This is a genomic window from Microbacterium karelineae, assembly GCF_009745985.1.
Taxonomy (GTDB): domain Bacteria; phylum Actinomycetota; class Actinomycetes; order Actinomycetales; family Microbacteriaceae; genus Microbacterium; species Microbacterium karelineae.
In genome coordinates this window covers 366,513-391,679 of record NZ_WFIX01000190.1, presented here as the reverse complement: position 1 = coordinate 391,679, position 25,167 = coordinate 366,513, and the positions used below count along the sequence as shown (strand labels likewise).

Below are 25,167 nucleotides of genomic sequence, written 5' to 3'. Positions count from 1 at the left end.
GTCAGTTCTGTCTGATGCGTATGCGGAGCGCGTCCACGTCGGCGGCGAGCGGCGCGAGGTCCGCGGCGAGGTCCGCGAGCAGCGGTTCGGTCTCGCGTTCCGTGCCGTCGGCCCATGCGGCGAGCGCCGCGAGGCAGCCGGCCGCGTCGCGCCCGGCCTCCCGCTCGCGTCGCAGCACGGGCAGGATCCGCGCGCGGACCTTGATCTCGGAATCCCGGGCGATCTGCGCGAGGCGGTGCTCGATGCGGGGGTTGAGGAAGCGCGCGGCGAGCGCCTCGCGGTAGGCGGGGGCGTCGAGCTCCGCGGGCAGATGCCTCTCGGCCTCGTCCCAGAAGGCCTCGACGAGGCCGCGCACCGCGTCGTCGCCCATCGCTGCCGCGACCGACGCGTGGCCGCGGCGCGGACCGGCCGACGCGAGGATCGTGTGCGCGCCGTTCAGCAGCCACAGCTTGCGGTGCTCGTAGGGGGCGATGTCGTCGACGATGCGCGCGCCCGCTCCCTCCCATTCTGGCCGTCCCGCCGGGAAGCCTCCCGCGAGCGTCCAGTCATGGAACGGCTCGGCGACGACCGGGGCGCGATCCTCGAACCCCGTCAGTCGGGCCGCGGCCGCGCGATCCTCGTCCGTGACGGCCGGGGTGATGCGGTCGACCGAGGTCGACACGGCGGACACGGATGCCTCGATGTACTCGGCGAGGCGCGGCGCCTCGGCGGCGGTCGCGAGGAGCGCATCGCGCAGGATCCGGCCGTTGCCCGGGAGGTTGTCGCACGGCACGACGGCGATCGGCCCCGCGTCGGCGCGGCGGCGTGCCTCGAGGGCGAGGGCGAGCCGGCCGAGCGCCGTGCGCGGCGGGCCGGGATCGGCGACCGCGAGCGCGCGGCGGTCCGCCGCGAGGGCGTCTTCGGCGGGCGCGTATCCGGCCTCCGTGATCGTGAGCGTCACGAGCGCGGTCGCGGGCGACGCGACGACGGCCGACAGCGCGGCGACGTCGCGGCCGTCGTGCGCCCGGGCGAGGGATCCGACGATCTCGGCCGCGTCGGCGGCCGGCCCCCGCTCGACGAGCGTGAACAGGCCGTCCTGCTCCTGCAGCGGGATCGCCGCCGCGGGGCCGCGGCCGGTGAAGGCCGCGATGCCCCATTCGGGCGCGGTGCGGGCCGTGTACCAGGCCTGGTGCGAGCGGTGGAACGCGCCGAGCCCGAGGTGCGCGATGCGCACGGGAGGAGCGGCTCCGAGCCCTGCAGCGGCGCGGGTGAGCCCGGTCACAGCTTGAACACCTCCCGCGGCTGTCGGTCCGTGATGTCCACGATGATCTCGCGCGCTCGCTCGCGCGTGATGCGGCCCTCCGCGACGTAGCGCGCGAGGAAGCCGGCGTCGCAGCGGCGGGCGACGTCGTGGCGGGCGGGGATCGACAGGAAGGCGCGCGTGTCGTCGATGAAGCCGGATCCGCGGGAGAATCCCGCCGTCTCGGTGACGGCCGACCGGAATCGGCCGATCGCGTCGGGGGCGTCGAGGAACCACCACGGCGCCCCGATGAACACGGACGGGTAGAAGCCCGCGAGCGGCGCGATCTCGCGCGAGTACGCCGTCTCGTCGATGGTGAACAGCACGAGGTGGAAGTCCTTCACGAGCCCGAACCGCTCGAGCAGCGGGCGCAGGTTGCGGGTGAACTCGGCGGCGACGGGGATGTCGTGACCGGAGTCGGGCCCGAAGGTCTCGTGGGTCGCCGTGTTGTGGCCACGGAGCACGCCGGGGTGCAGCGTCATCACGAGGCCGTCGTCGATGCTCATCCGAGCCATCTCGACGAGCATGTGTCCGCGGAGCTCCCGCGCCTCGGCGGACGACAGCTCGCCGCGCACCGCTCGGCGGTACAGAGACGCGGCATCGACCTCGTCGAGCGCCGTCGTGTACGCGTCGGGGACCCCGTGGTCGGCCGAGACGGCCCCGCGGGCGATGAAATGCGCACGGCGCTCGGCCAGGGACTCCAGGTACCCCCGAAAGTCGTCGACCGGTCGCCCCTGGGCGTCGGCGAGCCGCGCGACGTCGTCCGTGAACGCCGGAGCCGCGGGATCGAGATACCGATCGGGGCGGAAGGTCGGCAGCACGCGTCCGTGGAACGACGGATCCTCTGCGAGGCGTCGATGACCGTCGAGCGCGTCGAGCGGATCGTCGGTCGTGGCGAGCGCCGCGATGCGGAATCGGTCGAACAGGGCGCGCGGGCGGAAGGCGTCGGTGGCGAGCGCGGCCGACAGGGCATCGAACAGGGCATCGGCCGTGCCGGCCGATGGCGCCTCGGCGATCCCGAACACCTCGGCGAAGACGTGCTCGAGCCATCCCGCCGACGCGGTGCCGGCGAACACGGGCCACCTCTCGCAGAACACGCGCCACGCTGCTCGGGCGTCGACGTCCGATCCTCCGACGCCGACGGCGGCCAGGTCGACGCCCGACGCGTGCAGCAGGCGCGTCACGTAGTGGTCCGGCGAGAGCAGCAGGTTCGTCGGATCCGCGAACGGTTCGTCGTCGGCGAGCCACTCCGCCGGGACGTGCCCGTGTGGGGAGACGATCGGCAGGTGCTCGACCTGCGCGAACAGCTCGCGGGCGATCTCGCGCGTGCCGGGGTCCGCGGGAAGCAGCCGATCCGGGTCCAGGGTGAGCGCGGTCGGAGCCATGGCGCCTCTCATGTCGTCACCGAGAAGTCGGCGGGGTCGAGCTTCTGGAACGCCTCGCGGCGCTTCTTCTGCTTGTCGGGATCGATCACGGGCGAGGCGAGCAGGAGCCGCCGCGTGTACGGGTGATCCGGGTCGTCGCCGACCTTGCGGGCGGGGCCGGTCTCGACGATGTCGCCCCGGTAGAGGACTGCGATGTCGTGGCTCATGTGCCGCACGACGTCGAGGTCGTGCGAGATGAACAGGTACCCGACGTCGGTGTCGCGCTGGATCTCGAGGAGGAGGTCGAGCACGCGCGCCTGGGTCGAGAGGTCGAGGGCGGAGACGGCCTCGTCGCACACGATCAGCTTGGGGCGCAGGGCGAGGGCGCGCGCAATGGCCACGCGCTGCCGCTGTCCGCCCGAGAACTCCCGCGGCAGGCGGTCCGCGGCATCGGACGGCAGGTGCACGCGGTCGAGCAGCTCCCCGACCCGCGAGAGCGCGTCGCGACGCGACGCTCCCTGCGCGATCAGCGGCTCCGCGAGGATCTCGCCGATCTCCATCGCCGGATTGAGGGATCCGTACGGGTCCTGGAAGACGACCTGCAGGTCTCGGGAGATCTCCCGCCGCACCCGCCGGGAGACGTGGCTGATGTCGCGGCCATCGAACGTGATGGATCCGCTCGTCACGGGAGCGAGCCCGAGCGCTGCGCGCCCGATCGTCGTCTTGCCCGATCCCGACTCCCCGACCAGGCCGAGGGTCCTTCCCGCCTCCACGGAGAGCGAGACGCCGTGCAGGGCGCGGAAGGGCCGGCGGAACAGGCCCTTGCCCGGGAACTCGACGACGAGGTCGTCGATCTGGAGCAGCGCGGTCATCGCGCACCTCCCGTCGTCGGGGCGAGCAGGGGCGTGAGCGGCTCACGGCCGGCCACGGTGGAGGCGAGCAGGTGCCGCGAGTACGGGTGCTGCGGATCCCGCAGCACCTCGCGCACCGGGCCCTCCTCGACGATCTTGCCCTCGCGCATCACGACGACGCGGTCGGCGAGATCGGCGATCAGCCCGAAGTTGTGGCTCACGACGATGACGGCCATGCCGAGTTCGCGCTGCATCTCACGCAGCAGCTCGAACACCTCCGCCTGGACCGTCACGTCGAGCGCGGTCGTCGGCTCGTCGGCGATGATCAGATCCGGATCGCAGCTGACCGCGCCGGCGATGAGCACGCGCTGCGCCATTCCGCCCGAGATCTCGTGCGGGAACGCCCGCATCGTGCGCTCGGGATCCGGGATCCCGACGCGATCCAGGAGGGCGACGGCGCGTCGCCGCGCCTCGGCACCGCTGATGCCGAGCCCCTTCACCATGGGGCGGATCAGCTGGGATCCGATCGTGAAGGCAGGGTCGAGGTTCGACATCGGCTCCTGCGGGATGTATCCGATCCGGGTGCCGCGGAGCGCGCCGAGCGCGTTCTGGTCCGTGCCGCGGTCGCCCGAGACCGTGACGGTGCCGTCGTAGACGATCTCGCCGCCGACGATGCGCGCGTTCTGGGGCAGAAGGCCGAGGATCGAGAACGCCGTCTGGGTCTTGCCCGAGCCGGACTCGCCGACGATGCCGAGGACCTCTCCGCGGTCGACGGCGAGGCTGACGCCCTTGACGACGACATTCGTGGATCCGTCGGGGCGCGGGTAGCCGGTCTGCAGGCCGCGCACCTCGAGGAGGTGCGTCGCGTCGGTCGCGACGGGCGCGGATCCGCGGCGCGAGCGCCGCTGCGTGTGGCGCGCCTCGACCGTCGATCCGCCGTCGAGCGCGTCGCGGATGGCGTTGCCGAGCAGCACGAGTGATCCGATCGTGAGGCCGATCGCGATCGCCGGCCACAGGATGAGGAGCGGCGCCGTGTAGATGTTGCGGTACGCGTCGTTGATCATCGCGCCCCATGTGGCGGTGAGCGGATCACCGATGCCGAGGAACTCCATCCCGTTCTGGATGCCGATCGCGACGCCGCAGATGATCGCGGTCTGGATGATGATCGGCGCGCGGACGACCGACAGGATGTGCCGCGCGATGATGCGGCCATCGCTGAGGCCCGCGACGCGGGCGGCGTCGACGTACAGCTCGTTTCGGGTCGACTGCACCGCCGTCCGCGTCAGCCGGAAGTAGCTGGGGCTGATGAGGACCCCGAACACGATCATCGTGATCCAGACCGACGGGCCGAAGGCGGCGCGCGCGGTGAGCAGGACGATGATGCCGGGCAGGCTCATGATGAGCCCCGCGCACCAGTTCGCGACGCCGTCGAAGATGCTGCCGTAGAAGCCCGCGATGAGGCCGCTCGGCAGGCCGATCGCGATGGCGACGGCGGCGCAGAGCAGCGCGGAGAGGAGCGTGATCTGCGTCGAGTGGACGAGCCGGCTCCAGACGTCGCGCCCCGCGCTGTCGGTGCCGAGCAGGTGCTCGCCGCCGGGCGACGCGAACGCGTTCCCGACCGCGGCGTAGTTCGGATCGAACGGCGCGACGACGGGGGCGAGCACCGCGATGACGACCGCGACCGCGAGGATCGCGAGCGAGACGAGCCCCATCGGGTTGGTGAGGAGGCGCCGCAGAGGCGATGTGCGGACGCGCATCGACTCCAGGACGACGAGTTCCGTGCTGCTCATGACACACGCACCTTCGGGTTGAGCCAGCCGTTGGCGATGTCGACCAGCAGATTGACGACGACGACGATCGTGACCGTCGCGATGACGACGCCCATGACCACGGGGATATCGCCCTGCGTCGTCGCCGCAATCGCCGTCGAGCCGATGCCCGGGATGGAGAAGATGCGCTCGACGATGACGGCGCCGCCGAGCATCCCCACGAACTGCAGGCTGAGCACCGTGAGCCCCGCGGGAGCCGCATTCTTCAGCACGTGGGCGAAGAGGATCTCCCCCTCGCCGATCCCGCGACTGCGCAGCGTGCGCACGTACTCCTTCTCGAGCTGCAGGAGGATCGCGCTGCGGAACTGCTGCGTGCTGCCCGTGACCGCGCTGATGACGATCGCGATGACGGGGAGCGTCAGGGAGGCCACCCACACATTCGGCGGCGCGCCCGGCGTGATCGTGCTCACCGCGGGGAAGATCTCCCAGCTGATCGCGAAGAGGATCACGAGGACGAGCGCGAGGACGAAGTTCGGCACGATGTCGCCGGCGACGGATCCGACCTGCACGAGCCGGTCGACCCAGCCGCCGCGGACAGCCGCCGCGACGCCGATCGCCGCGGCGACCACCGCGACGAGCCCGATGGACACGATCACGAGCACGAGCGTCACGGGGAGGCGCGACGCGACCGTCGCGGCGACCGGCTGCGCCGTGAACCACGAGGTGCCGAGGTCGCCGGAGAGAGCGCCCGTCGACCACGAGACGAGGCGCTCGAGGAGGGGCCGGTCTAGCCCCAGCTCCTGCGCCCGCTGCGCCACCTGGGCCTCCGTCGCCTGGTCGCCCGCGAGGTTGCGGGCGATGTCCTGGCCGGAGAAGAACAGCAGTGTGTAGGTGAGCGCGCAGATCACGACCAGGAGCAGCGCCCCCGAGACGATGCGCTTCGCGATGAAGGTGAGCATGCCCCCTCCTTTCCAGCTGTCGTCGTGGGGCTACGCGGCGGGCGCGATGTTGTACAGCGACGGGAACGCCTGCTGCGGCTGCTTCACGGCGTCGATCGCGTCCGAGTCGTATGCGACGACCTGGTCCAGTCGGTAGAGAGGCACGAACCACGCGTTCTCGACGACGTATTCGTTCACCTGCTGGGCGATCTCGTCTCCGTCCTCGCCGGCCGCCTGCAGCTCGTCGATGAGTCCCGTGAGCTCGGGGTCGCTCGTGCCGAAGGGGTTGTAGAGCGTTCCCTCGACGAGCAGCTGCTGGACGTTCACCCACGCCTCGCTCTGGAAGAGGTTGAAGTAGAGGAACTGGAACTTGCGCTGCGAGATGTCGCCGAACATGTTCGCGAACTGCACGGGCACCGAGTTCAGGGTGATGTTCGCCTCGCCCAGCTGCTGACGGAGGGCGGCGTGCAGCGAGTCCCAACCCGGTATGAGCGGCACGTCGATCGTGACGCCGTCGCCGTAGCCGGCCTCCTCGAGGAGCTCGCGTGCGCGTTCGGGGTCGTGGGGGTATCGCTCGTCGAGCTCGTCGACGTAGGCGCCGCTGTCGGGGCCGAATGGCTGCGCCGTGGCGGTTCCGTGGCCGCGTTCGTTCTGCTCGACGAGGGCCTCCCGATCGACGGCGTAGTTGAGCGCCTGACGCACGCGGACATCTGCGAGGGCGGGGTTCAGCTCTCCGCCGCGATCGAAGATCGTGAGGCCGTGCCAGTCGACCTGGTAGTCGTCGATGATCTCGAGTCCCGCGCCCTCGGCCTGCTCGAAGGTCGTCGCGTCGAGCACGGCGATGTCGGCCTGGCCGGACTGGAGGGCGTTGAGCCGGGCCGAGACGTCCTCGAGGATCCGGAACTCGACGCGGTCGAACTGCTGCAGCTCGGGGGCCCAGTAGTCCTCACGCGCCGTGAAGACCACCTGAGAGCCCGCGACGCTCTCGCTCTCGCTCAGCACATACGGCCCGCTCCCGACGGGGACGGTGTCGGCCGACTCGGTCCCGACCGCATCGGGGCTCGCCATGAGTCCGGCCGCCTGGCTCAGATTGAACTCGAGCGCAGGATCGGGCGCCGTGAGATGGAGCACGACCGTCGTCGCGTCGACCACCTCGACGCTGTCGAGCGCGGCCAACTGGCTCGCCTGCCGCAGCGCGTCCTCCTGGAAGTGCTCGAAGTTCGTCTTGACGGCCTCGGCGTCGAACACCGCGCCATCGCTGAACGTGACGTCATCGCGCAGTTCGAGCGTGAGCGTCGTGCGGGCGTCGTCGTACTCCCAGCTCGTCGCGAGCATCGGCTGCAGCTCGCCGTTCTCGTCACGCCGGATCAGCGTGTCGTACGGGGCCTGGTACGGGACGAGTCCGTGGCCGACGTGGGCGTCCTCCGCCGCCCACGACGACACATCCTGGATCGACCCGATGGTCAGGGTGCCGCCGGAAGCGTCGTCCCCCGCGGATCCCTCCGCCTGCCCGCCGCCCGTGCAGGAGGCGAGCGCGAGCGCAGGCACGATCAGCGTGGCGGCGACTGCTGTCTTCGTGAACTTCATCGTCCATGTCCTTGTCTCGAGGTGGGCAACAGCGCATCGGTGCGAGAAGTTGTCAATCGGTTGCCATCACTGATGCTAGGTGAGCCTTCATCATGAGTCAAGCCACGATGGCGACCGATTGTCGCGCGCTGTCACCAGGCACGGCTCGGCTGTGCCACGATGGGCTGAGCAGAAATCGACCAACGGGGGCAGATGGTGACCGAGCAGTTCGGCTCCGCGCAGCGCGCGGGCGGCAACCGGAAGCCATCCGCGACGATCTACGACATCGCGCGCGCGCTCGACCTCAGCCCGTCGACGGTCTCGCGCGCCCTGAACAAGCCGGGGCGCATCGCGGCGAAGACCGAGAAGCGGATCCGCGAGACGGCGGCCGAGCTCGGCTATCGCGGCAACCCCATGGCCCGTGCGCTTCCGACTGGTCGCACGCGCATGCTCGGGCTCGTCGTCTCCGACGTGACGAACCCCGTGTTCTTCCGCCTCGTGCGCGGTGCCGAGCAGGCGTGCGGCGAGCTCGGCTACACCCTCGTGTTCGCGGAGTCACAGGAGTCGGGCGAGGTCGAGTACGGCACGCTCGATCGCCTGCTTCCCGCCGTCGACGGCGTCGTGCTGGCCGCGGCCCGCCTCGACGACGAGCAGATCCGCCGGATCGCCGCGACGAAGGACGTCGTGCTCGTCAACCGCCGCGTCGAGGACCTCCCCGCGATCGTGCCCGACATCGACGGCGGCGTCGCCCAGGCGATCGATCACCTCAGGGATCTGGGCCACACGTCGATCGCCTATCTGTCGGGGCCGACGACCTCGTGGATGTCGCGCGAGCGCGGCGAGCGGCTCTTCGAACGCGCCGTCGAGCGCGGTATGACCTTCGTCGAGATCGGCTCGGCGTCTCCCGATGTCGCGGGCGGCGAGGCGGCGCTCCGGCGCGTGCGCGCGTCCGGGGCGACGGCCGTGCTCGCCTACAACGACCTCATGGCCATCGGCCTGCTGCGCGCCAGCCGCGCCGAGGGGGTCGCCGTACCCGGGGAGCTGAGCATCATGGGCTTCGACGACATCTTCGGCGCAGACCTCACGACGCCCGCCCTCACGACGGTGCGCAGCCCCCTCGACCGGGCAGGGTCGGACGCGATCCGGCGGCTCGTCGCGACGCTCGACGCCGGCGACGCCGCGGATCCCTCTCCCCTGGCCACCGAGCTCGTCATCCGCGAGTCCACCGGCGCGCCGGCGAGCGCATAGCGCCCCTTCGAATGCCTCAGATCGCCCCAAGACCGCGCGTATAGAGCGATCCGAGGCATTCGAAGCGCCCATCCGCCTGCCATCCCCGCCCGATACGGTGGCGGGGATGGATCCGCTGCGCCCCGCCACCGAGCTCACCGTCGTCGGGGCCCGCGAGCACAACCTCGCCGACATCACCGTGTCGATCCCGCACGGCCGGCTCGTGGCGATCTGCGGCGTCTCCGGATCCGGCAAGTCGTCGCTCGCGTTCGACACGATCTACGCCGAGGCGCAGCGCCGGTACCTCGAGTCGGTCTCGCCGTTCACGCGCCACCTGCTCGGATCCGTCGCCGCCCCGCAGGTCGACCGCATCACGGGGCTGCCCGCCGCCATCGCCGTGAAGCAGCTCGTCTCGACGCCGCCCGACAGCTCGACCGTCGGCACCCTGTCGCAGGTGTCGGATCTGCTGCGCGTGCTGTTCTCGCGCATGGGCACCTACCCCGCGGGGCAGGGGCGACTCCTCGCGTCGGCGTTCTCGCCCAACACCGTCGAGGGCGCCTGCCCCGCGTGCGCGGCGACGGGGCGGATCCACGAGATCGACCTGCCCGCCGCGACGCCCGACGAGGCGCTCACGATCCGCGAGGGCGCGATCGCCGCATGGCCCGGCGGCTGGCTGGGGCGCAACTTCACCCACATCGCCGAGACGCTCGGGATCGACGTCGACGCGCCATGGCACGCCCTGCCCGCCGCGACCCGCGACTGGCTGCTGACCACCGACGAGACGCCCGAGGTGACCGTCGACCCCGAGACGCTGCGCGAGCGGATCCCCCGCGGATACAAGGGCACGTTCCGCAGCGCCCGCCGCTACCTGCTCGACACCCTCGTGACGACGAGCAGCGCCGCCGTGCGCGAGCGCACCGAGGGCTTCCTCACCGACGAACCGTGCCCCGAGTGCGGCGGATCCCGCATCGCCCGCGCGGCGCTCGGCGTGACGATCGGCGGTGAGAGCATCGCCCAGGCCCAGGGGCGCAGCCTCGCGGACCTCGCGCGATTCCTCCGCGGCGCCCTGTCGGCGCGCGGCGCGGATCCGGGATCCGCGGAAAGCGACGCCGCGCACGTCCTCCTCGACGAGCTCGACAAGCGCACCTCGGTGATCGACGAGCTCGGCGTCGGCTACCTCGCTCCCCGCCGATCCGCCGCGACGCTCTCCCCCGGCGAGCTGCAGCGCCTGCGCCTCGCCGCCCACCTCCACAGCGGCCTGCACGGCATGGTCTACGTGTTCGACGAGCTCTCGACCGGCCTGCACCCCGACGACACCGACCACCTCTTCGCGCACATCGCGCGCCTGCGCGACGCGGGCAACACGGTGATCCTCGTCGAGCACGACATGGAGCTCGTGCGGCGCTGCGACTGGGTCATCGAGCTCGGGCCCGGCGGCGGGGCGCGGGGAGGGCGGGTGATGTACGCCGGCCCGGTCGACGACGCCCTCTCGGGCGACGGATCCACGGGCGCGCGGCTGCGCAACGAGCCCGTCGGATCCCCGTGGCGGGATCCGCGCGCGTTCGATTCGTGGGCGCGCTGCGAGCGCCTCGCGGCGAACACGCTCGCCGACGTCACGGCCTCGTTCCCCGTCGGAGGCCTGACGACGGTCACGGGCGTCTCGGGATCCGGCAAGAGCTCCCTCCTGCGATCGGTCGCCTCGCTCGTGCGCGGATCCGGCGCCGCCGCCCTCCTCGACGACGACGCGCCCCACGCCCTCGCGAGCGCGCGCGAGCGGGAGGGGCTCGCCCGCGCGTCCGCGACGGGCCTCGACGCCTTCGACCGCGTCGTCAGCTTCGACCAGAGCATGATCGGCCGGTCGCCGCGATCCGTCATCGGCACGTATCTCGGCATCTTCGACCGGATCCGCGCGCTGTTCGCGAAGACGCCGCAGGCGCAGGAGCGCGGCTACACGGCGTCGCGGTTCTCGTTCAACACCGCGAAGGGCCGCTGCCCGCGCTGCGAGGGGCTCGGGGCGATCACGATCGACCTCGTGCACCTGCCCTCCTCGCACGGCACGTGCCCCGAGTGCGAGGGCCGACGATTCGATGCCGACACCCTCGAGATCACGGTCGACGGCCTGACGATCGCCGACGTGCTGGACCTGTCGATCGACGCCGCGGCGACCCGATTCGCCGAGCCGCTGCGGGCGGCGGGCCACTTCGAGGCGCTGCAGCGCGTCGGCCTCGGCGGGCTGCTGCTCGGCCAGTCGTCGTCCACCCTCTCGGGCGGCGAGGCCCAGCGGCTCCGGCTCGCCGCTGCCCTCCGGGCGCGGAAGCGGCGCGAGCGTGCCCTGTTCGTCCTCGACGAGCCCGCGAACGGCCTGCACCCGACCGATGCGCGCGTGCTCGGCGCCCTGTTCCGGCAGATCGTCGACGAGGGCGACACGATCCTCATGGCCGACCACAACATGGAGCTCGCCGCAGCGTCCGACTGGCTCATCGACCTCGGCCCCGGCGCGGGCCCCGACGGCGGCCGTGTGGTCGCGGAGGGCCACCCGCGCGAGATCGCCGCGGCGGGGATCGGCGCAACGTCACGCGTGCTGGCGGCGCGCTTCGGGTCGGATCCCGTCTCGATCAGGTGACCCGTATCGACCGCTCCACCGGCTGGAGTGGTCGATATGGGTCATATGAGTGGCGGTGGTCCTCGTATTCACGGCGGCCCCGCCGCTGCGCCGCGTGCAGTTTCATGGCGATCAGCATGTCTGTGGACGCGACCCAGACCGTCACACCATCGCGCGAGTAGGCCGGGACCCACTCCTCGCCCCGCGCTCCCAACCCGCTGGGGAGGAAGATGTGCGCCTTATCGTTCACCCAGTCGTCTGGCCACCCGTGCTCCGCAGCGACTTGGCTCGCAACGTCGAGAATGATGTCGACCGGAGAGAGAACGGCGTCGATGTCCTGCGTCGCCCCGCGCGTCGCGTTGTGCCACAGGGCGATCGCCGCGCCGCCGACGATTCGGATATCGGCCGTCTGACCGCGTGCGTGAAGGCGCGTCACGATGTCGCGCAGTCCGACCTCCAACTCGTCGCGAGTCAGTCGCGCCGATGGTGCCTGCGGTCGAAAGCGGTCATCCTGCGTCATGCCGATTCCAGTTCACCGGCTTCGATCAGCACTCCACGGCGACGGAGGGCATCCGGAACTCGCGTCACGTCCACCAGCTCGTTCAGCTCGGGCGCCCACGGGGTCCACCGCGCCTCCGGGTCACCGACCGTCTCTGCAACCCATTCCGGGATGGGGACCCCGACCCGCTCGCACTCCAGTTCGACGATTCCGGCGATGCTCCACGCCCACCCCGCGCCGGCGTCGGACGGTTCGTCGATCGTGAGCGCCGCGACCGTCAGCGGGTCGCTGACTCGAAGATTGTGCGTGAACTGCAGGAGCGTCTCCGTCGCGGCATTCTGATCCCCCGCCGACACATAGCCCCGGATCAGTTCCGCAGTATCCGCCGCCGTGGGCAGGCCGTGCGTGCTGACGACGATCACGCGCGCGTCCAGACCTCGCGCCCAGGACTGCAGCGTCGCAGCACGCGGGTCACGTCGACCGCGCTCGAACGCGTAGATCGCGCTCGTGTCGATCCCCGTACGCGCACTGAGCTCCGTCGCCGGAAGCCCTCGGCGACGGCGAAGCTGCGCCAACTGCCTGCTCACCATAGATCCATGATAGGGCGAATTCGCCCTATTCTGGACATCCCTTCAGCCGAGCATCGCCCGGTCGTCGAAGCTCGCCCCCTTGATCTTGCCGAACTCCGCCAGGAGAGCCTCGACCGTGAGCGTGCGCTTGACCGCCGCGTCGGCCTCGAACACGATCCGCCCCTCGTGCATCATGATGAGCCGGTTGCCGAGGGCGAGCGCCTGCTCCATGTTGTGCGTGACCATGAGCGTGGTGAGCCCGCCCTGGTCGACGATGCGGCCCGTGAGGCCGGTCACAAGGGCCGCGCGCTGCGGATCCAGAGCCGCCGTGTGCTCGTCGAGCAGCAGGATCCGCGGGTGCGTGAAGCCGGCCATCAGCAGCGACAGCGCCTGCCGCTGACCACCCGACAGCAGCCCGACCTTCGCCTTCAGGCGGTTCTCCAGGCCGAGCTCGAGCGACGCCAGCTCCTCGGCGAAGCGCTCTCGCCGCGCCTTCGTCACGCCGCGCCGCAGCCCGCGCGGCTTCCCGCGCAGCAGCGCGAGCGAGAGGTTCTGCTCGATCGTGAGGTCCGGCGCCGTGCCCGCCATCGGATCCTGGAAGACGCGCCCCACGAACTGCGCGCGGCGGTGCTCCTTCAGCCTGTTGACCGTCGTGCCGTCGATGTCGATGCGCCCCGCGTCGACGGGGATCCGGCCCGCGACCGCGTTGAGCAGGGTCGACTTCCCGGCTCCGTTCGAGCCGATGACCGTCACGAAGTCGCCCTCGTCGAGGCGCAGATCGACGCCGGCGAGCGCGCGGCGCTCGTTCACGGATCCGGGGAAGAAGGTCTTGCTGACGCCGTCGATCGTGAGCATCGTCACGCCCCCTTCATCTCGGCTCGGGCGGGCGCCCGCCCGCCGCGCAGGTCTCGCCAGGACGGGACCCGCTTGAGGAAGCCCCAGCGGGGCAGCAGCAGGGCCACGACGACGAGCGCCGCCGTGATCGCCTTCATGTCGTTCGGATCCAGGCCCACCTGCAGGGCGGCGAAGATGATCACGCGGTAGATGACGGCGCCGACGACGACGGCGAGGCTCGCGAGGAAGATGAACCGCTGGCCGAGCACCGCCTGGCCGAGGATCACCGAGGCGAGGCCCACGAGGATCAGGCCGATGCCCATGCTGATGTCGGAGAAGCCCTGGTACTGCGCGACGAGCGCGCCGCAGAGCCCGACGAGGCCGTTCGAGAGGGCGAGCGTGAGGATCGTGGTGCGATCCGTGTCGGCGCCGAGGCTGCCGATCATCTGCTTGTTGTTGCCGGTCGCCTGGATCGCGAGGCCGAGATCGGTCGAGAGGAACCAGTCGACGATGAGCTTGAGAACGAACACGGCCGCGAAGAAGATGAGCACGCCGACCCACGTGCGGCCGAGCAGGTGCGCGTCGCGCAGAGGCGTCATGAGCGTCTCCTCGCGCAGCAGCGGCACGTTCGCGCCGCCCATGATGCGCAGGTTCACCGACCAGAGGGCGATCATCGTGAGGATGCCCGCGAGCAGCCCGTCGATCTTCCCCTTCGTGTGCAGCAGACCCGTCACCAGCCCTGCGATGAGGCCGACGCCGCCGCCCGCGAGGGTCGCCAGCACGGGGTTCTGGCCCGCCGTGATCATGGCTGCGGCCACCGCCGCGCCCGTCGTGAAGCTGCCGTCGACCGTGAGATCGGGGAACCTCAGCACACGGAACGTCAGGTACACGCCCAGCGCCATGACCCCGTAGAGGAGGCCGAGCTCGACCGCTCCGATCATGCGCCGCTACTCGATGACGCGGTCGGCGCGGTCCGTGACGGACGCGGGAAGCTCCACGCCCATCCGCTCGGCCGCGGCCGGGTTGATGATCAGCTCGACGTCATTCGACGTCTCGACGGGCATCTCGGCGGGATCCGCGCCGTCCTGCAGGATCGCGGCGGCCATCTCGCCGGTCTGGTAGCCGAGCTTGCCGTAGTCGATGCCGATCGTCGCGATCGCGCCGCTCTCGACGGGGCCGGCGTCGCCGCTGACGACGGGGATCCCGTTCTGCTCGGCGACCTGGATGAGCGCGGCGATGCCCGAGACGACCGTGTTGTCGGTGGGCACGTAGATCGCGTCCACGTCGCCGAGCGACTGCGTCGCCTGCTGCACCTCGGCCGAGTTCGAGACCGTGGCCTCCTCGATCGTGAGGCCCAGCTCCGCCGCGGCCTCCTTGGCGAGCTCGACCTGCACCTCGGAATTCACCTCGCCCGAGCTGTAGACGACGCCGACCGACTCGGCGTCGGGGGCGATCTCGGCGAGCAGCGCCAGCTGATCCGCGACCGGATTGAGGTCGCTCGTGCCCGTGACGTTGGCACCGGGCGCCTCGTTCGAGTCGACGAGACCGGCGGCCTCGGCGTCGGTGACGGCGGTGAAGAGCACGGGGGTGTCGACGATCGACTGCGCCGCGGCCTGCGCGGCCGGCGTCGCGACCGTGAAGACGAGGTCGTGTCCGGCGCTCGCGAACGTCGTCGCGATCGTGTTGGTGTTGGCCACCTCGCCCTGCGCGTTCTGGTCGTCGTAGTCGGCCTCGACGCCCGCGTCCGCGAGGGCCTCCTTGAAGCCCTCCGTCGCCGCGTCGAGCGCGGGGTGCTGCACGAACTGCAGCATGCCGATCGACGCCTGGTCACCGGCGGGCTCCGCCCCGGATCCGCCGTCGTCCGGCGACGAGCAGGCGGCGAGGGCGAGCAGTGCGGCGGCGCCGATGCCGACCGCGGCGAGGAAGCGGGAACGGGGCTGAGACATGTGACGTCCTTGTGGCATGCGTCGGGCGGGTGTGACCTGTGAATGGTACCCGCTCGGACTACGCCAGCGCGGCTCGGCGGTCGGCGAGCGCGGGGAACGCCTGCAGCACCATGTCGACGAGGCGGTCGAGGGGGCGCGTGAGCGGATCCGTCGCCGGCACGCCGTGCGCGAGCTCGATGTCGTCGATCGCGTCGTCGATCTCGATGTCCGTCATGCCCTCGTGGTTGACGGTCACGCCGATCACCTGCGTCGCGGCGAAGGCCTCGATGAGGGCGATCTCGCTCTCGAGCGTCGGCATGGCCACCATGGGGAAGTCGCCGAGCACGCGGCGGCGGGGCGCGTGCTGCACGATGACGCCCTCGGGCCGGCTGCCCCGCAGGATGTGCGCCGAGGTGAGGTAGGCGGGGTGGCTCAGCGCGCCCTGCCCCTCGACGATGATGATGTCGGGATCCTCGCCCTCGAACGCTGCGACGACCTGATTCTCGACCTCGCCGGAGCAGAACTGGGGCACGAGCGCGTCGAGGGCGACGCCGTAGCGGCCGCCCTGGATGATCGTCGTCTGGCCCGTGCCGACCATGACGGCGCGGATCCCGCGGTCGACGAGCGCCCGCACGACGAGCGTCGCCGTCGTGCGCTTGCCGATCGCGCCGTCCGTGCCGAGCACCGCGATGCGCGGGCACGTGACGCCCGTGATCCGGCCCGAGAAGAGGTGCAGGTCCTTCGTCTCGCGGGGGCGCCGGATGTCGGTGATGGTGACGCCGGCGAGAAGGCTCGCGGCGGCGAACTCGACGTCGTCGGCGAGGAACTCGTGCAGGCCGTTGATGATGTGCATGCCGCGGGCGATGCCGTCGAGCAGCACGACGCGCTGCGCCTCGGACAGCAGGCCGTCGGCGGGCGCGACGCCGCAGATGAGGTAGTCGGGGACGCGGCCCGCGTGGGCGATCGCGTCCGTGAGATCCGCGAGCACGGGGATCCCGTTGCGGGTGCCGTCGAGGAACTCCCCCGCGTCGGTGCCCGCGCGGGTGCTGTCGATCACGCTGAGGATCTCGTACTTCTCGGAATGCCGGACGAGGCCGTTGGCGGTCTTGCCGTCCTGCGCGCCGAACTGGCCCTCGCAGTAGACGATCGCGGTCGGCTGGGTCGGAAGATGAGCGTTCATCGAACTCCTCGCGGTCACACAGAGGAGGCGACGGATCACGGAGAGCCCGGAGGCGGATCGGCAGACGAGAAGTCTTCTCTGACGCCGGCAAGATGCCGACCTGACGACCGTATCAGGGGCACATGTGCGCAGGCCGGGGTCGTCACGGAGCCGGCGGGCGGGCGACGATCAACTCGGCCGCACCCGTGTCCACCACCTCGCCGGCGGCGTGCGGGAGGAGGATCGTGGCGCCGCGCCGCGCCTCGAGTGACGCACCGCACGACGGCGCCAGCGTCGCCGCGCCGTCCGCGACGACGAGGATCGCGAAGCCCTGGGCGATCGTCGCCCGACCCTCGACGGCCACGCGATCGAATCGGAACCACTCGAGGGCCTGCTCCGGCAGGGAGCTCTCCCCGCGCGCCGGGCGACGGATGAGCGCGTCGATCTCTGCGCGCGACCTCACGGTGAGGTCGACCGCTCCGAGAGCGGTCTCGAACCCGACGCCGAGGTGGCCCGCCTCGCGACCGTCGATGTCGAAGCCGTTCCACTCGAGCAGGATCGACAGGTCTTCGGGTTCCTGCGCCTCCAGCAGCAGGATCCCCTCTCCGATCGCGTGCAGGGTGCCGGGCGGCACGAAGACGACGTCGCCGGCCTCGACTCTCACCTCATGGAGCAGCGCCAGCATCTCGTCGGTGCGCTGGGTCTCGACGAGCGCGCGCAGGTCCTCCGCTGTCACCCGCTCGGCCAGGCCCACATGGACGACTCCCGGCGACAGGATCCACCAGGCCTCGGCCTTGCCGTGGCGGTGACCGAGGCGCTCACGCGCGAACCTCGCATCCGGGTGCGCGTGAACGGGCAGTCGCTGCCCGGCGTCGAGGAGCTTCACCAGCAGCTTGGTGTCGGCGCCGAACGCCGCCGTGTGGTCGTCTCCGAGCCACGCGCCCGGATCATCCGCGACCGCGTCGGCGAGGAATCGCCCATCCGGCAGCCTGCTCCTCCCCTTGTCGCCTTCTCCGGCGACGCTCGTGACGGACGCGATCCAATCCTCGGGTTCGTGCGATCCCGTGCCCCGCGGTTCGCCCCGGAACGCGCTGATGCGCTGGCCGCCTCGATAGAATCGCGCGCTCGGTCGGTTCGACGGCAGCGCCACCATCTCGGTCACGCGGCCGCCTCCGCCGATGCCCGAAGGGCGATCTCGGCGAGGAATCCCCCGACGAACGTGTCGCCCAGCCCGATCGTCGTCGGCACCCGCGGTCGCACGTCGAATGCGGCGAGGCAGCGTGCGCCGGAGCCCAATTGATCTTCGAGATCGCGTGCGAGCGGCACGATCTCGGTCTGTCGCGCGCCGTCGGCCACCTCGCGGATATCGTCGGCCGTGATGCCGTCGCCGCGCAGGAACCGCGCGCCAGCCGACGCGTTCCCCATATCCACAGCGCCGGCGAACTCCTCCGCCCGATCCCCGACCGCGACCGACCAGAACCGCGTGTGCACGACGAGAGTCGGATCCGGGATCATCTCCCGCAGCTCCGCGATCGCGCGCGCCACCTGTCCGACGTCCCGCAGGTCGATCTCGCGACCGATGCGCACCTGCAGCTCGTCCTCGTTCATGCTGAGCACGTCGACGAGCGGACCGAGCGCATGGGACACCACGGGTGCGTACTGCGGATCGTGGAACCCCGCGTCCTCGTACACGACGGTCGACCCCTCAGCCCTCTGCGCGAGCACCTCCTGCATCTGCGCCAGGCGCTCCTGCAGCACCCGCGGGTCCTGGATCGTATTGAAACCCGAGACGAGGAACAGGTCGGCGCGCGCCACCTCCTCCGCGAGCCGCGGCGACAGCCGCAGCATGCTCGCGGGCGGATCATTGGCGATGATCACGCGATTCGCCGACGGCGCCGTGAGCCGCCGCCCGTCGATCGTGACGCTGTCACCCTGCGCGTACTGCACGATGAGGTGCGGATCCAGCGTGTCCTCGGTCGCGCTCGTGATGTAGGCGCAGTCGTCCGGCAGCAGGCGCCGGGAGTGCGCATCCTCGCTCACCAGGTGGAGGAGGGAGGGCACCCCGAGGCTGCGCAGCAGGAGGGCGGCCCGCACGCACGTCCCGCCCAGCGTCACCTCGGTGCGGAACCGCTTCGCCAGATCCTTCACCACATCGGAAGACGGAACGAACCGCTCCCCGCCGCGCCCCTCGGCGAAATGCTGGAGCAGCGCGACGAAGAGCGACCGTTCGCCCGTGATCGCGGCCGGCGAGTCGAGCTCGACCGCCGTGATGCGGAACTCCCTCGCAACGCGCTCGATCTCGACCGGTCGCCAGTCGATCACGAAGTCGACCGTGCCCTGCATTCCCAGCAGAACCCGCATGATGTGCTCCTCGTCGCTCAGTAGGTCTCGCCGTGACCCGTCGCGAACAGATCGGGCGTCGTCGCCGGAAGCGGCGAGTAGAGCGTCGCCTTGCCCGTCGCCCCGAACAGATCGATCTTCTGCGCCGCCGTCTGCTTCATCGCTTCGAGCGCCGGAGGCTGGATCCCGTCAGGCTCGCGCAGGCTCTCATCCTTCAGCACCCCGCGGAGCGCCTGGTGATAGGCGACCTTGATGTCGCTCGAGATGTTGATTTTGTTCACGCCGCTGCGCGCGGCCTCCTCGATCTCGTGGTCCGGGTTGTTGGATCCGCCGTGCAGCACGAGCGGGATGCCGACGGCCGCCTTGATCTCGCGGAGCAGGTCGAGCTTCAGCTCGGGCTGGATGTCGGACGGATAGATGCCATGGCGCGTGCCGATGGCCACCGCGAGGCTGTCGACCCGCGTCTGCTCGACGAAGGTCACCGCGTCATCGGGATTCGTGAAGATGATGCCGCCATCGGCGGTCTCCATCTTGCCGATCGTGCCCAGCTCACCCTCCACCGACACATTGACGGCGTGTGCGGTGTCGACCGCGCGGCGCGTCATCGCGACGTTCACGTCGAAGGGCTCGGCTGACGCGTCGAGCATGACCGACGTGAACCCGCCCTGGATCGCCGCGACCATCTGATCGTGCGACGCCCCGTGATCCCAGTGGATGATCGCGGGGATCGGCGAGCGGTGCAGACGATTGCGGATCGCGTGGATGACGTCGAAGCCGAGCAGGCTGATCTCGTTCGGGTGGATCGCGACGATCAGCGGCGAGTTCTTCTCCTCGCTGATCTCCACGAGCGCGTTGAACATGTGATAGTCCGCCACGTTGAACGCGGGGATCGCGAAATCGTGGGCGTGGGCGACGGCGAGCAGGTCCTTGCCGGAAATGAGCATGCGGATGTCTCCTTTGGGATGACGGATCGAGGGTCAGCTCTTCACGGATCCGGCCGTCAGGCCGCCGATGAAGAAGCGCTGGAAGAACAGGAAGAGGATGAGAACGGGGACCGATCCGACGACGCTCATCGCCATCATCTGGTTCCACTCGTACGAGTGCTGGCCCATCAGCAGCTGGATGCCGATCGGCACGGTGCGCATGTCGACGGTCCTGGTGAGCGTCAGGGCGAAGAGGTACTCGTTCCACGCGAGCATGAACGTGTACATGCCGACCGACACGATGCCGGGCGTCGCGACCGGCACGAGAACCTTCCAGAGGGCCGTCCAGCTGCCGCCGCCGTCCATGCGCACCGCCTCGTCCAACTCCCGCGGGAGGCTGTTGAAGTACGCGGTCATCATGATGATCGCGTAGGGCAGCGTGAACACGAGATAGGTCAGGATCAGGCCCGGATAGGTGTTGTAGAGCCCGAGCACGACGACGAGCCCGAAATAGGGGATCAGAAGGGTGATGGGCGGAACCGCCTGCACGCTCACGATCACGACGTTCAGGACGCCCTTGAACCGGAAGTCGAAGTGGCTGAACGCATACGCGGTCAGGATCGCGACGACCAGCGTGCATGCCACGACGCTCAGCGCCACGACATAGCTGTTGACGAAGAAGCGCACCTTCTCGGGATCCGTGAATATCGCGACGTACGCGTCGAAGCTGAACGCCTCGGTGATCAGCCTCGGCGGTGACTCGAAGATCTGGGTGTTCGACTTGAACGAGCTCGAGAGCATCCACAGGATCGGCAGCCCCGCGAAGAGCGCACCGAGCACCAGGCCGGCGATCGTGCCGGATCTGGCCCATGCGCGCCGCGTCCGGCTCGAGACGGGTCGGCGCGGGACACGGTGCTTCGTGACGATCAGCTGGGTTGCGGAGGGCGCATTCGAGGCCATCATCACTTCCCCTCTCGACGCAGATGGCGGACATAGAGCACGGCGAGGATCATCGACAGCAGCAGCACGATCACCGCGCTCGCCGACGCGAGGCCGAACTCGTAGCGTGTGAACGCGAGCTTGTACGTGAAGGTGCTGACGAGCTCCGTCGCATCGACGGGGCCGCCGCCCGTCGTCATCCAGATCAGCGCGAACTGCTGCGATGTCCAGATCAGATCGAGCAGAGACATGCTGATGATCACGGGCCGGATCTGCGGCAGCGTCACGGCGGTGAATCGGCGCCAGGCGCCGGCACCGTCGACGCGGGCCGCCTCGTAGAGGTCGGCCGGCACGCCCTGCAGCCCGGCCAGCAGGCTGACCATGAAGAAGGGATAGCCCGCCCAGATGTTGATGAAGGTCACGGCGCCCAGCGCGAGCGTCGGGCTCGCCAGCCACTCGATCTGTTCGCCCCCGAAGAAGCTCAGCAGGTAGTTGACGATCCCGTTCGGGCTGAGGATGAGCCGCCACAGCACCGCGATGATCGCGACCGTGAACAGCCACGGCAGCACGTAGATCGCGCGGTAGATCGCCAGGCTCACGCGCCCGATGAGCTGTGAGTTGAGCAGGAGCGCGAAGGCGAGGCCCAGCACGAGGTGCGCCGCGACGCTCGTGACCGTGAAGACCAGCGTGTTCACGAGCGCCTTGTAGAACCCGCCGTCCGAGAGCAGCTCGGCGTAGTTGTCGATGCCGACGAACTCCGGGCTCTTGTCGGTCACCGCGTTGTCGAACAGTGAGTACCAGACCACCACCGAGATGGGGATGACGAGCAGGAGCCCGATCAGGATGACCGTCGGCGCGATGTAGCCATAGGGTTCGGCGCGGCGCGACAGACGGGCCGACGATCGCGGCGTCCGCCCGGTGCCGCGTAGCTGCGCCGCCGGCCGCTCTGCGACGGTCGGCATCAGAACTCCTGCATCCAGCTGTCCTGCACCGTCTGGAGCATCTCGTCGACCGCGATGTCGCCGTCCAGCATCCGCTGGAACTCGGTGTCGAACTGACGCATCAGCTCCTCCGCGACCGGCAGGCCCGTGAACTCGTTCGCCGGGTAGCCCTGCTGGTAGATGTCGAACGCCTCCTGGTAGATGGGGTCGTCGTCGATGAAGTCGGGCTCCGCATCGACGTTGCCCGGGAAGGCGCCCGCCATCGACGACAGCTTGGCGTTGCCGTCCTCGCTCATCAGGAACTCCACGAGCGCCCACGCCTCGTCCTTGTGCTCGGATGACTCCGAGACGCCGACGCCCCACGAGGCGTAGGGGATGCCCCTCTCGCCCTCGTAGCCGTCCTCCGCGGGGAGCGCGCTGATCGAGAAGCTCAGGTCCGGGTTCGCCTCGCGGATCAGCGTGAGGTGCGCGAGCGAGTCGACCATCATGCCGACGCGACCGTTGGTGAACTCCTCCACCATGTCCTGCTCGCGCATCGTGAACGCGCCGGGCGCGAAGACGCCGTCCTGGTAGAGCTCGTCGAAGTACTCGATCGCGCTCGTCACCTCGTCGTTCGTGAGGTCGGGCTGGCCGTCAGCGAGCATGGATCCGCCCGACGCCCACACCCACGACATCACCTGGTTCTGGACGCCGCTCGGCGACTCGAGCGAGAGCGGCATCGCGGTGCCGTACGCGTCTCCGCTCTCGGTGATGGCGCGCGCGGCGTCGGCGAACTCGGTGCGATCGGTCGGGGGTGCATCCACGCCCGCCCCTGCCAGCAGGTCGTCGTTCGTGTAGAGCGGGTAGACGAAGTTGGCCGCCGGGATCATGTAGGTCGAACCGTCGACCTGCACCTGCGAGGCGAGCTGGCTGTCGTCGTAGCCGGCGCTCGACATCAGGTCGGAGAGGTCGGCGATCGCTCCCTGGCGCGCGAAGTCGTTCACCCATGCCCCGTCGAGGCCGACGACGTCCGACATCGTGCCCGACGCCGCTCCGGCGAACAGCTGTTCGCGCGTCGAGCTGTAGGGGCCGCTGAGGAGCTCGACGGTGATGCCGGGGTTCGCCTCTTCGAATTCGTCGACGAGCGCGCGCAGCTCGCCGCTGGGCAGCTCCGGCTCCCACCACTGCGCGAACTCGATCGTGACCTCTCCGCCCGCACCCCCGCCGTCGCTCGAGCATCCGGCGAGGACGAGCCCGGCCGTGCCGACGAGGGCGAGGCCGATGAGCGACTTCCGCGTGTTCTTCATGTTGAGCTCCTTTGCCCGAACGTTCCTGAACGTGCCGTTATCTACGGCTTTTCACCGCTTTTCGATGCGTGATGCGAGACTAGCTGCATGCCTGTGCTGTTTTCAAGCGAATATTGCTCTTTTTTGCCGCTTCCTGCTGTTTGAGAACGGTTCTCATGCATAGGATGGGCACATGGACACCGAGAAGCCACGCGTTCGGCGCCTGCCCGCGGGGAGGAAGGCGGAGCTGCTCGCCTACGTCACCGCGCGCGGCCACGTCACCGTCGGAGAGCTCGCCGAGCACTTCGAGGTGTCGATCGACACCGTCCGGCGTGACCTCGACCAGCTCGACGCCGACGCGAAGCTCATCCGCACCCATGGCGGCGCCGTCAGCACCGACCAGGGGGCCCCGCCTGACGAAGGACTCTCGGTTCGCATGCGCGTGCGCGCGCACGAGAAGGAGACCATCGGCGAGCTCGCGGCTGCGCAGCTCCCCGATGGATCCGTCGCCATCATCAACTCGGGAACGACGACCCTCGCACTCGCGCGGCATCTCAAGGACAAGCGCGACCTGACGATCGCGACGAACAGCCTCGTGCTCCCCGGGGAGCTCTCACAGGCCTCGCTGCGCGAGCTCTTCGTCTTCGGCGGGTCCGTCCGTACGATCACCCAGGCGACGACGGGGCCCGTGAGCTTCCGGCCGGCACCGGGCGGTCCCGATCTCGATGTCTCGGCGGACGTCGCATTCATCGCCGTCGGCGCCGTCGACGAGGCGGGATACAGCGCGAGCAATCTCGCCGACGCCGGCATGATGTCGGAGATGATCGATCACGCCCGACGCACGTTCATCCTCGCCGACTCCTCCAAGTTCGACCACCGGCTCTTCGCCCGCATCGGGGCCCTCGACAAGGCAGATGCCCTCATCACCGACGCGCCCCCGGTGGGCGCTCTGGCCGACGCGCTTGCGGCGGCTGAGGTGGAGGTCATCGCGCCGAGCTGACCGCGCCGTCGCGTGGACCCCCGTCACTCGCTGACGTCGAACTCCCGCACGGGGTGGCCGTACCCGTTCACGACGATCTCCAGCCCGTGGGTGCCGGGGCGGATCGTGCGGGTCGTCATGTTCCGCCGCAGCGCATGCGACTTCGTCAGCGTCACCGTCTCGCCCGCCGGCAGCGCGACGCGGCCCAGCTTGAACACCTTTCGGCTCAGGCGGCCGTCGGCGCGCGGCGAATGCATCGCGAAGTCGACGATCGCCTCGGCGTCGTGCAGCGAGTGGATCCGCACGCGGAGATCGAGGCTCTGTCCGAGGCGCACCGACGCGGGCACCTCGAGTTCGACGAGCTCGATGCTCTGCCCTGGCGCGATGCCGATCAGCTCCATCGCGCCGACGTGCCCCGCCTTCACCAGCGAGCGCGTCGCATGCCGGACGATGAACGCCAGCTCGCGTGGATCCTGTCGCTGCGCCCGCTGCCAGCGCCGGAGCGTGTCGAGCGCGAGATCGGGATCCGTTTTCGACAGATCGTTGACATGGTTGGCGACCGACCTGGTCACGAAGCGCGTCGGATCCGCGTGCAGCTCGTCGAGGAGCGCGACCGCGCGCAGCGGATCCGTGGTGACCCTCTGGCCCCAGGGCAGGCGCGGCCTCGTCCCCTCCGAACAGAGACGGCGCACGTGGTAGTGCTCATCGCGGCTCCATTCCTCGAGAACCCGATACGTCTCATCGGGGAACCGGTTGAGGAACGGTCGGATCGCATACTCGGCCGAGAACCTCGTCGTGATCTGCCGCAGCGCCTCCAACGAGCGGCCGAGGTGCTGCTCGTCGCAGCCGTACGCGGCGACGAACTCGCCGTACGGCGCGTAGATGAAGTCGCCGAAGTCGCCATCGCCGAGGCCCGGATCCGCCGGCGCGGGCAGCGCGTCGACGAGGATACGCACGGCGTCGGCGAAGCCCTCGGGGAGCCGCTCGCGCAGGCACCCCGCGATCCAGCTGATGCGCTGCTTCAGTTCGAGCTCGGGCAGCCGCGCGACCACCGCGTCGGTGAAGTCGTCCGCGTCGAAGGCGGCGTGCACACCGCGGATCTCGGCGGCGACCACCGCCACCTTCGCAGCATTGAAGAGCTGATCCTTCAGCGGTTCGCGCGTCGCGACGGGATTCGGCACGAGATCACCCTATGCGG

22 protein-coding genes and 1 pseudogene are annotated in these 25,167 nt (G+C 70.1%); 3 read left to right on the top strand and 20 right to left on the bottom strand.

Annotation, left to right across the window (positions count from 1 at the left end):
- Position 1: 1 nt before the first annotated feature.
- Genes GB932_RS14945 through GB932_RS14920 form a run of 6 tightly spaced genes read right to left on the bottom strand, consistent with a single transcriptional unit; the run spans position 2 to position 7,788 of the window.
- Complete coding sequence (locus tag GB932_RS14945) at positions 2-1,261, bottom strand: mannitol dehydrogenase family protein (protein ID WP_156761475.1); 1,260 nt, start codon at positions 1,259-1,261, stop codon at positions 2-4.
- The gene (uxaC, locus tag GB932_RS14940; protein WP_156761474.1) at positions 1,258-2,664 is read right to left on the bottom strand and encodes a glucuronate isomerase; all 1,407 of its coding nucleotides are present in this window, start codon (positions 2,662-2,664) and stop codon (positions 1,258-1,260) included. The genes GB932_RS14945 and uxaC overlap by 4 nt, the downstream gene beginning before the upstream one ends.
- A gap of 8 nt (positions 2,665-2,672) precedes the next feature.
- A complete protein-coding gene (locus GB932_RS14935; RefSeq protein WP_156761473.1) occupies positions 2,673-3,515 on the bottom strand; it encodes an ATP-binding cassette domain-containing protein in 843 nt (280 codons plus the stop codon).
- On the bottom strand, positions 3,512-5,284 hold the full coding sequence (locus GB932_RS14930) for a dipeptide/oligopeptide/nickel ABC transporter permease/ATP-binding protein (RefSeq protein ID WP_197517508.1): 1,773 nt from the start codon (positions 5,282-5,284) through the stop codon (positions 3,512-3,514). Before GB932_RS14930 ends, GB932_RS14935 begins: the two co-directional genes overlap by 4 nt.
- Positions 5,281-6,222 (bottom strand): ABC transporter permease, encoded by a 942-nt coding sequence (locus GB932_RS14925; protein ID WP_156761472.1) that lies wholly within the window; start codon positions 6,220-6,222, stop codon positions 5,281-5,283. Before GB932_RS14925 ends, GB932_RS14930 begins: the two co-directional genes overlap by 4 nt.
- Positions 6,223-6,252: 30 nt before the next feature.
- Complete coding sequence (locus GB932_RS14920) at positions 6,253-7,788, bottom strand: ABC transporter substrate-binding protein (protein ID WP_156761471.1); 1,536 nt, start codon at positions 7,786-7,788, stop codon at positions 6,253-6,255.
- Between the two features lie 192 nt (positions 7,789-7,980).
- Here GB932_RS14920 and GB932_RS14915 point away from each other — a divergent pair, with 192 nt between their 5' ends.
- Entirely contained in the window at positions 7,981-9,015 is a 1,035-nt protein-coding gene (locus GB932_RS14915; protein WP_156761470.1) for a LacI family DNA-binding transcriptional regulator, read from the top strand.
- A gap of 106 nt (positions 9,016-9,121) precedes the next feature.
- Complete coding sequence (locus GB932_RS14910) at positions 9,122-11,617, top strand: excinuclease ABC subunit UvrA (protein WP_156761469.1); 2,496 nt, start codon at positions 9,122-9,124, stop codon at positions 11,615-11,617.
- On the opposite strand, the gene GB932_RS14905 is transcribed toward GB932_RS14910, so the two are convergent.
- The 13 genes and pseudogenes from GB932_RS14905 to GB932_RS14850 form a co-directional block, all read right to left on the bottom strand.
- Entirely contained in the window at positions 11,610-12,116 is a 507-nt protein-coding gene (locus tag GB932_RS14905; RefSeq protein WP_156761468.1) for a hypothetical protein, read from the bottom strand. The two genes, GB932_RS14910 and GB932_RS14905, sit on opposite strands and share 8 nt — an antisense overlap.
- Positions 12,113-12,517, bottom strand: coding sequence for a hypothetical protein (locus tag GB932_RS14900; protein ID WP_231916233.1), 405 nt, complete (start codon positions 12,515-12,517; stop codon positions 12,113-12,115). Before GB932_RS14900 ends, GB932_RS14905 begins: the two co-directional genes overlap by 4 nt.
- A gap of 15 nt (positions 12,518-12,532) precedes the next feature.
- Positions 12,533-12,685, bottom strand: a pseudogene (locus tag GB932_RS20715) (helix-turn-helix domain-containing protein); the annotation flags it as partial.
- Between the two features lie 42 nt (positions 12,686-12,727).
- Positions 12,728-13,519, bottom strand: coding sequence for an ABC transporter ATP-binding protein (locus tag GB932_RS14895; protein ID WP_156761782.1), 792 nt, complete (start codon positions 13,517-13,519; stop codon positions 12,728-12,730).
- 2 nt (positions 13,520-13,521) lie between these two features.
- Positions 13,522-14,439 (bottom strand): ABC transporter permease, encoded by a 918-nt coding sequence (locus GB932_RS14890; RefSeq protein ID WP_156761466.1) that lies wholly within the window; start codon positions 14,437-14,439, stop codon positions 13,522-13,524.
- Positions 14,440-14,445: 6 nt separating this feature from the next.
- Complete coding sequence (locus tag GB932_RS14885; RefSeq protein WP_156761465.1) at positions 14,446-15,444, bottom strand: ABC transporter substrate-binding protein; 999 nt, start codon at positions 15,442-15,444, stop codon at positions 14,446-14,448.
- A gap of 58 nt (positions 15,445-15,502) precedes the next feature.
- Positions 15,503-16,603: an N-acetyltransferase DgcN family protein gene (locus tag GB932_RS14880; protein ID WP_156761464.1), complete on the bottom strand. Its 1,101-nt coding sequence runs from the start codon at positions 16,601-16,603 to the stop codon at positions 15,503-15,505.
- Positions 16,604-16,745: 142 nt separating this feature from the next.
- The gene (locus GB932_RS14875) at positions 16,746-17,735 is read right to left on the bottom strand and encodes a class I mannose-6-phosphate isomerase (protein ID WP_156761781.1); all 990 of its coding nucleotides are present in this window, start codon (positions 17,733-17,735) and stop codon (positions 16,746-16,748) included.
- Positions 17,736-17,740: 5 nt separating this feature from the next.
- Complete coding sequence (locus tag GB932_RS14870) at positions 17,741-18,943, bottom strand: ADP-dependent glucokinase/phosphofructokinase (protein ID WP_156761463.1); 1,203 nt, start codon at positions 18,941-18,943, stop codon at positions 17,741-17,743.
- Positions 18,944-18,960: 17 nt separating this feature from the next.
- Positions 18,961-19,866 (bottom strand): ketose-bisphosphate aldolase, encoded by a 906-nt coding sequence (locus tag GB932_RS14865; protein ID WP_156761462.1) that lies wholly within the window; start codon positions 19,864-19,866, stop codon positions 18,961-18,963.
- Positions 19,867-19,899: 33 nt separating this feature from the next.
- Positions 19,900-20,808 carry a carbohydrate ABC transporter permease gene (locus tag GB932_RS14860; protein WP_231916232.1) on the bottom strand — a complete coding sequence of 303 codons (909 nt, stop codon included), beginning with the start codon at positions 20,806-20,808 and terminating at the stop codon, positions 19,900-19,902.
- Positions 20,808-21,746, bottom strand: a complete 939-nt coding sequence (locus GB932_RS14855; protein WP_156761461.1) for a carbohydrate ABC transporter permease — start codon at positions 21,744-21,746, stop codon at positions 20,808-20,810. The genes GB932_RS14860 and GB932_RS14855 overlap by 1 nt, the downstream gene beginning before the upstream one ends.
- Entirely contained in the window at positions 21,746-23,011 is a 1,266-nt protein-coding gene (locus tag GB932_RS14850) for an ABC transporter substrate-binding protein (RefSeq protein WP_156761460.1), read from the bottom strand. Before GB932_RS14850 ends, GB932_RS14855 begins: the two co-directional genes overlap by 1 nt.
- A 172-nt stretch (positions 23,012-23,183) precedes the next feature.
- Between GB932_RS14850 and GB932_RS14845 the strand changes: the two genes are divergently transcribed.
- Positions 23,184-23,990, top strand: coding sequence for a DeoR/GlpR family DNA-binding transcription regulator (locus tag GB932_RS14845; protein ID WP_156761459.1), 807 nt, complete (start codon positions 23,184-23,186; stop codon positions 23,988-23,990).
- Between the two features lie 23 nt (positions 23,991-24,013).
- Here GB932_RS14845 and GB932_RS14840 read toward each other — a convergent pair whose 3' ends face one another.
- Complete coding sequence (locus GB932_RS14840; RefSeq protein ID WP_197517507.1) at positions 24,014-25,150, bottom strand: YhaZ family DNA alkylation repair protein; 1,137 nt, start codon at positions 25,148-25,150, stop codon at positions 24,014-24,016.
- Positions 25,151-25,167 lie beyond the last annotated feature (17 nt).

Coding starts and splice junctions, on each gene's coding strand:
- uxaC (WP_156761474.1), bottom strand. CDS start 2,664: ATGGCTCCGACCGCGCTCACCCTGGACCCGGATCGGCTGCTTCCCGCG.
- GB932_RS14885 (WP_156761465.1), bottom strand. CDS start 15,444: ATGTCTCAGCCCCGTTCCCGCTTCCTCGCCGCGGTCGGCATCGGCGCC.
- GB932_RS14890 (WP_156761466.1), bottom strand. CDS start 14,439: ATGATCGGAGCGGTCGAGCTCGGCCTCCTCTACGGGGTCATGGCGCTG.
- GB932_RS14850 (WP_156761460.1), bottom strand. CDS start 23,011: ATGAAGAACACGCGGAAGTCGCTCATCGGCCTCGCCCTCGTCGGCACG.
- GB932_RS14860 (WP_231916232.1), bottom strand. CDS start 20,808: ATGATGGCCTCGAATGCGCCCTCCGCAACCCAGCTGATCGTCACGAAG.
- GB932_RS14875 (WP_156761781.1), bottom strand. CDS start 17,735: ATGGTGGCGCTGCCGTCGAACCGACCGAGCGCGCGATTCTATCGAGGC.
- GB932_RS14920 (WP_156761471.1), bottom strand. CDS start 7,788: ATGAAGTTCACGAAGACAGCAGTCGCCGCCACGCTGATCGTGCCTGCG.
- GB932_RS14935 (WP_156761473.1), bottom strand. CDS start 3,515: ATGACCGCGCTGCTCCAGATCGACGACCTCGTCGTCGAGTTCCCGGGC.
- GB932_RS14880 (WP_156761464.1), bottom strand. CDS start 16,603: ATGAACGCTCATCTTCCGACCCAGCCGACCGCGATCGTCTACTGCGAG.
- GB932_RS14905 (WP_156761468.1), bottom strand. CDS start 12,116: ATGACGCAGGATGACCGCTTTCGACCGCAGGCACCATCGGCGCGACTG.
- GB932_RS14930 (WP_197517508.1), bottom strand. CDS start 5,284: ATGAGCAGCACGGAACTCGTCGTCCTGGAGTCGATGCGCGTCCGCACA.
- GB932_RS14870 (WP_156761463.1), bottom strand. CDS start 18,943: ATGCGGGTTCTGCTGGGAATGCAGGGCACGGTCGACTTCGTGATCGAC.
- GB932_RS14910 (WP_156761469.1), top strand. CDS start 9,122: ATGGATCCGCTGCGCCCCGCCACCGAGCTCACCGTCGTCGGGGCCCGC.
- GB932_RS14925 (WP_156761472.1), bottom strand. CDS start 6,222: ATGCTCACCTTCATCGCGAAGCGCATCGTCTCGGGGGCGCTGCTCCTG.
- GB932_RS14865 (WP_156761462.1), bottom strand. CDS start 19,866: ATGCTCATTTCCGGCAAGGACCTGCTCGCCGTCGCCCACGCCCACGAT.
- GB932_RS14845 (WP_156761459.1), top strand. CDS start 23,184: ATGGACACCGAGAAGCCACGCGTTCGGCGCCTGCCCGCGGGGAGGAAG.
- GB932_RS14855 (WP_156761461.1), bottom strand. CDS start 21,746: ATGCCGACCGTCGCAGAGCGGCCGGCGGCGCAGCTACGCGGCACCGGG.
- GB932_RS14895 (WP_156761782.1), bottom strand. CDS start 13,519: ATGCTCACGATCGACGGCGTCAGCAAGACCTTCTTCCCCGGATCCGTG.
- GB932_RS14915 (WP_156761470.1), top strand. CDS start 7,981: ATGGTGACCGAGCAGTTCGGCTCCGCGCAGCGCGCGGGCGGCAACCGG.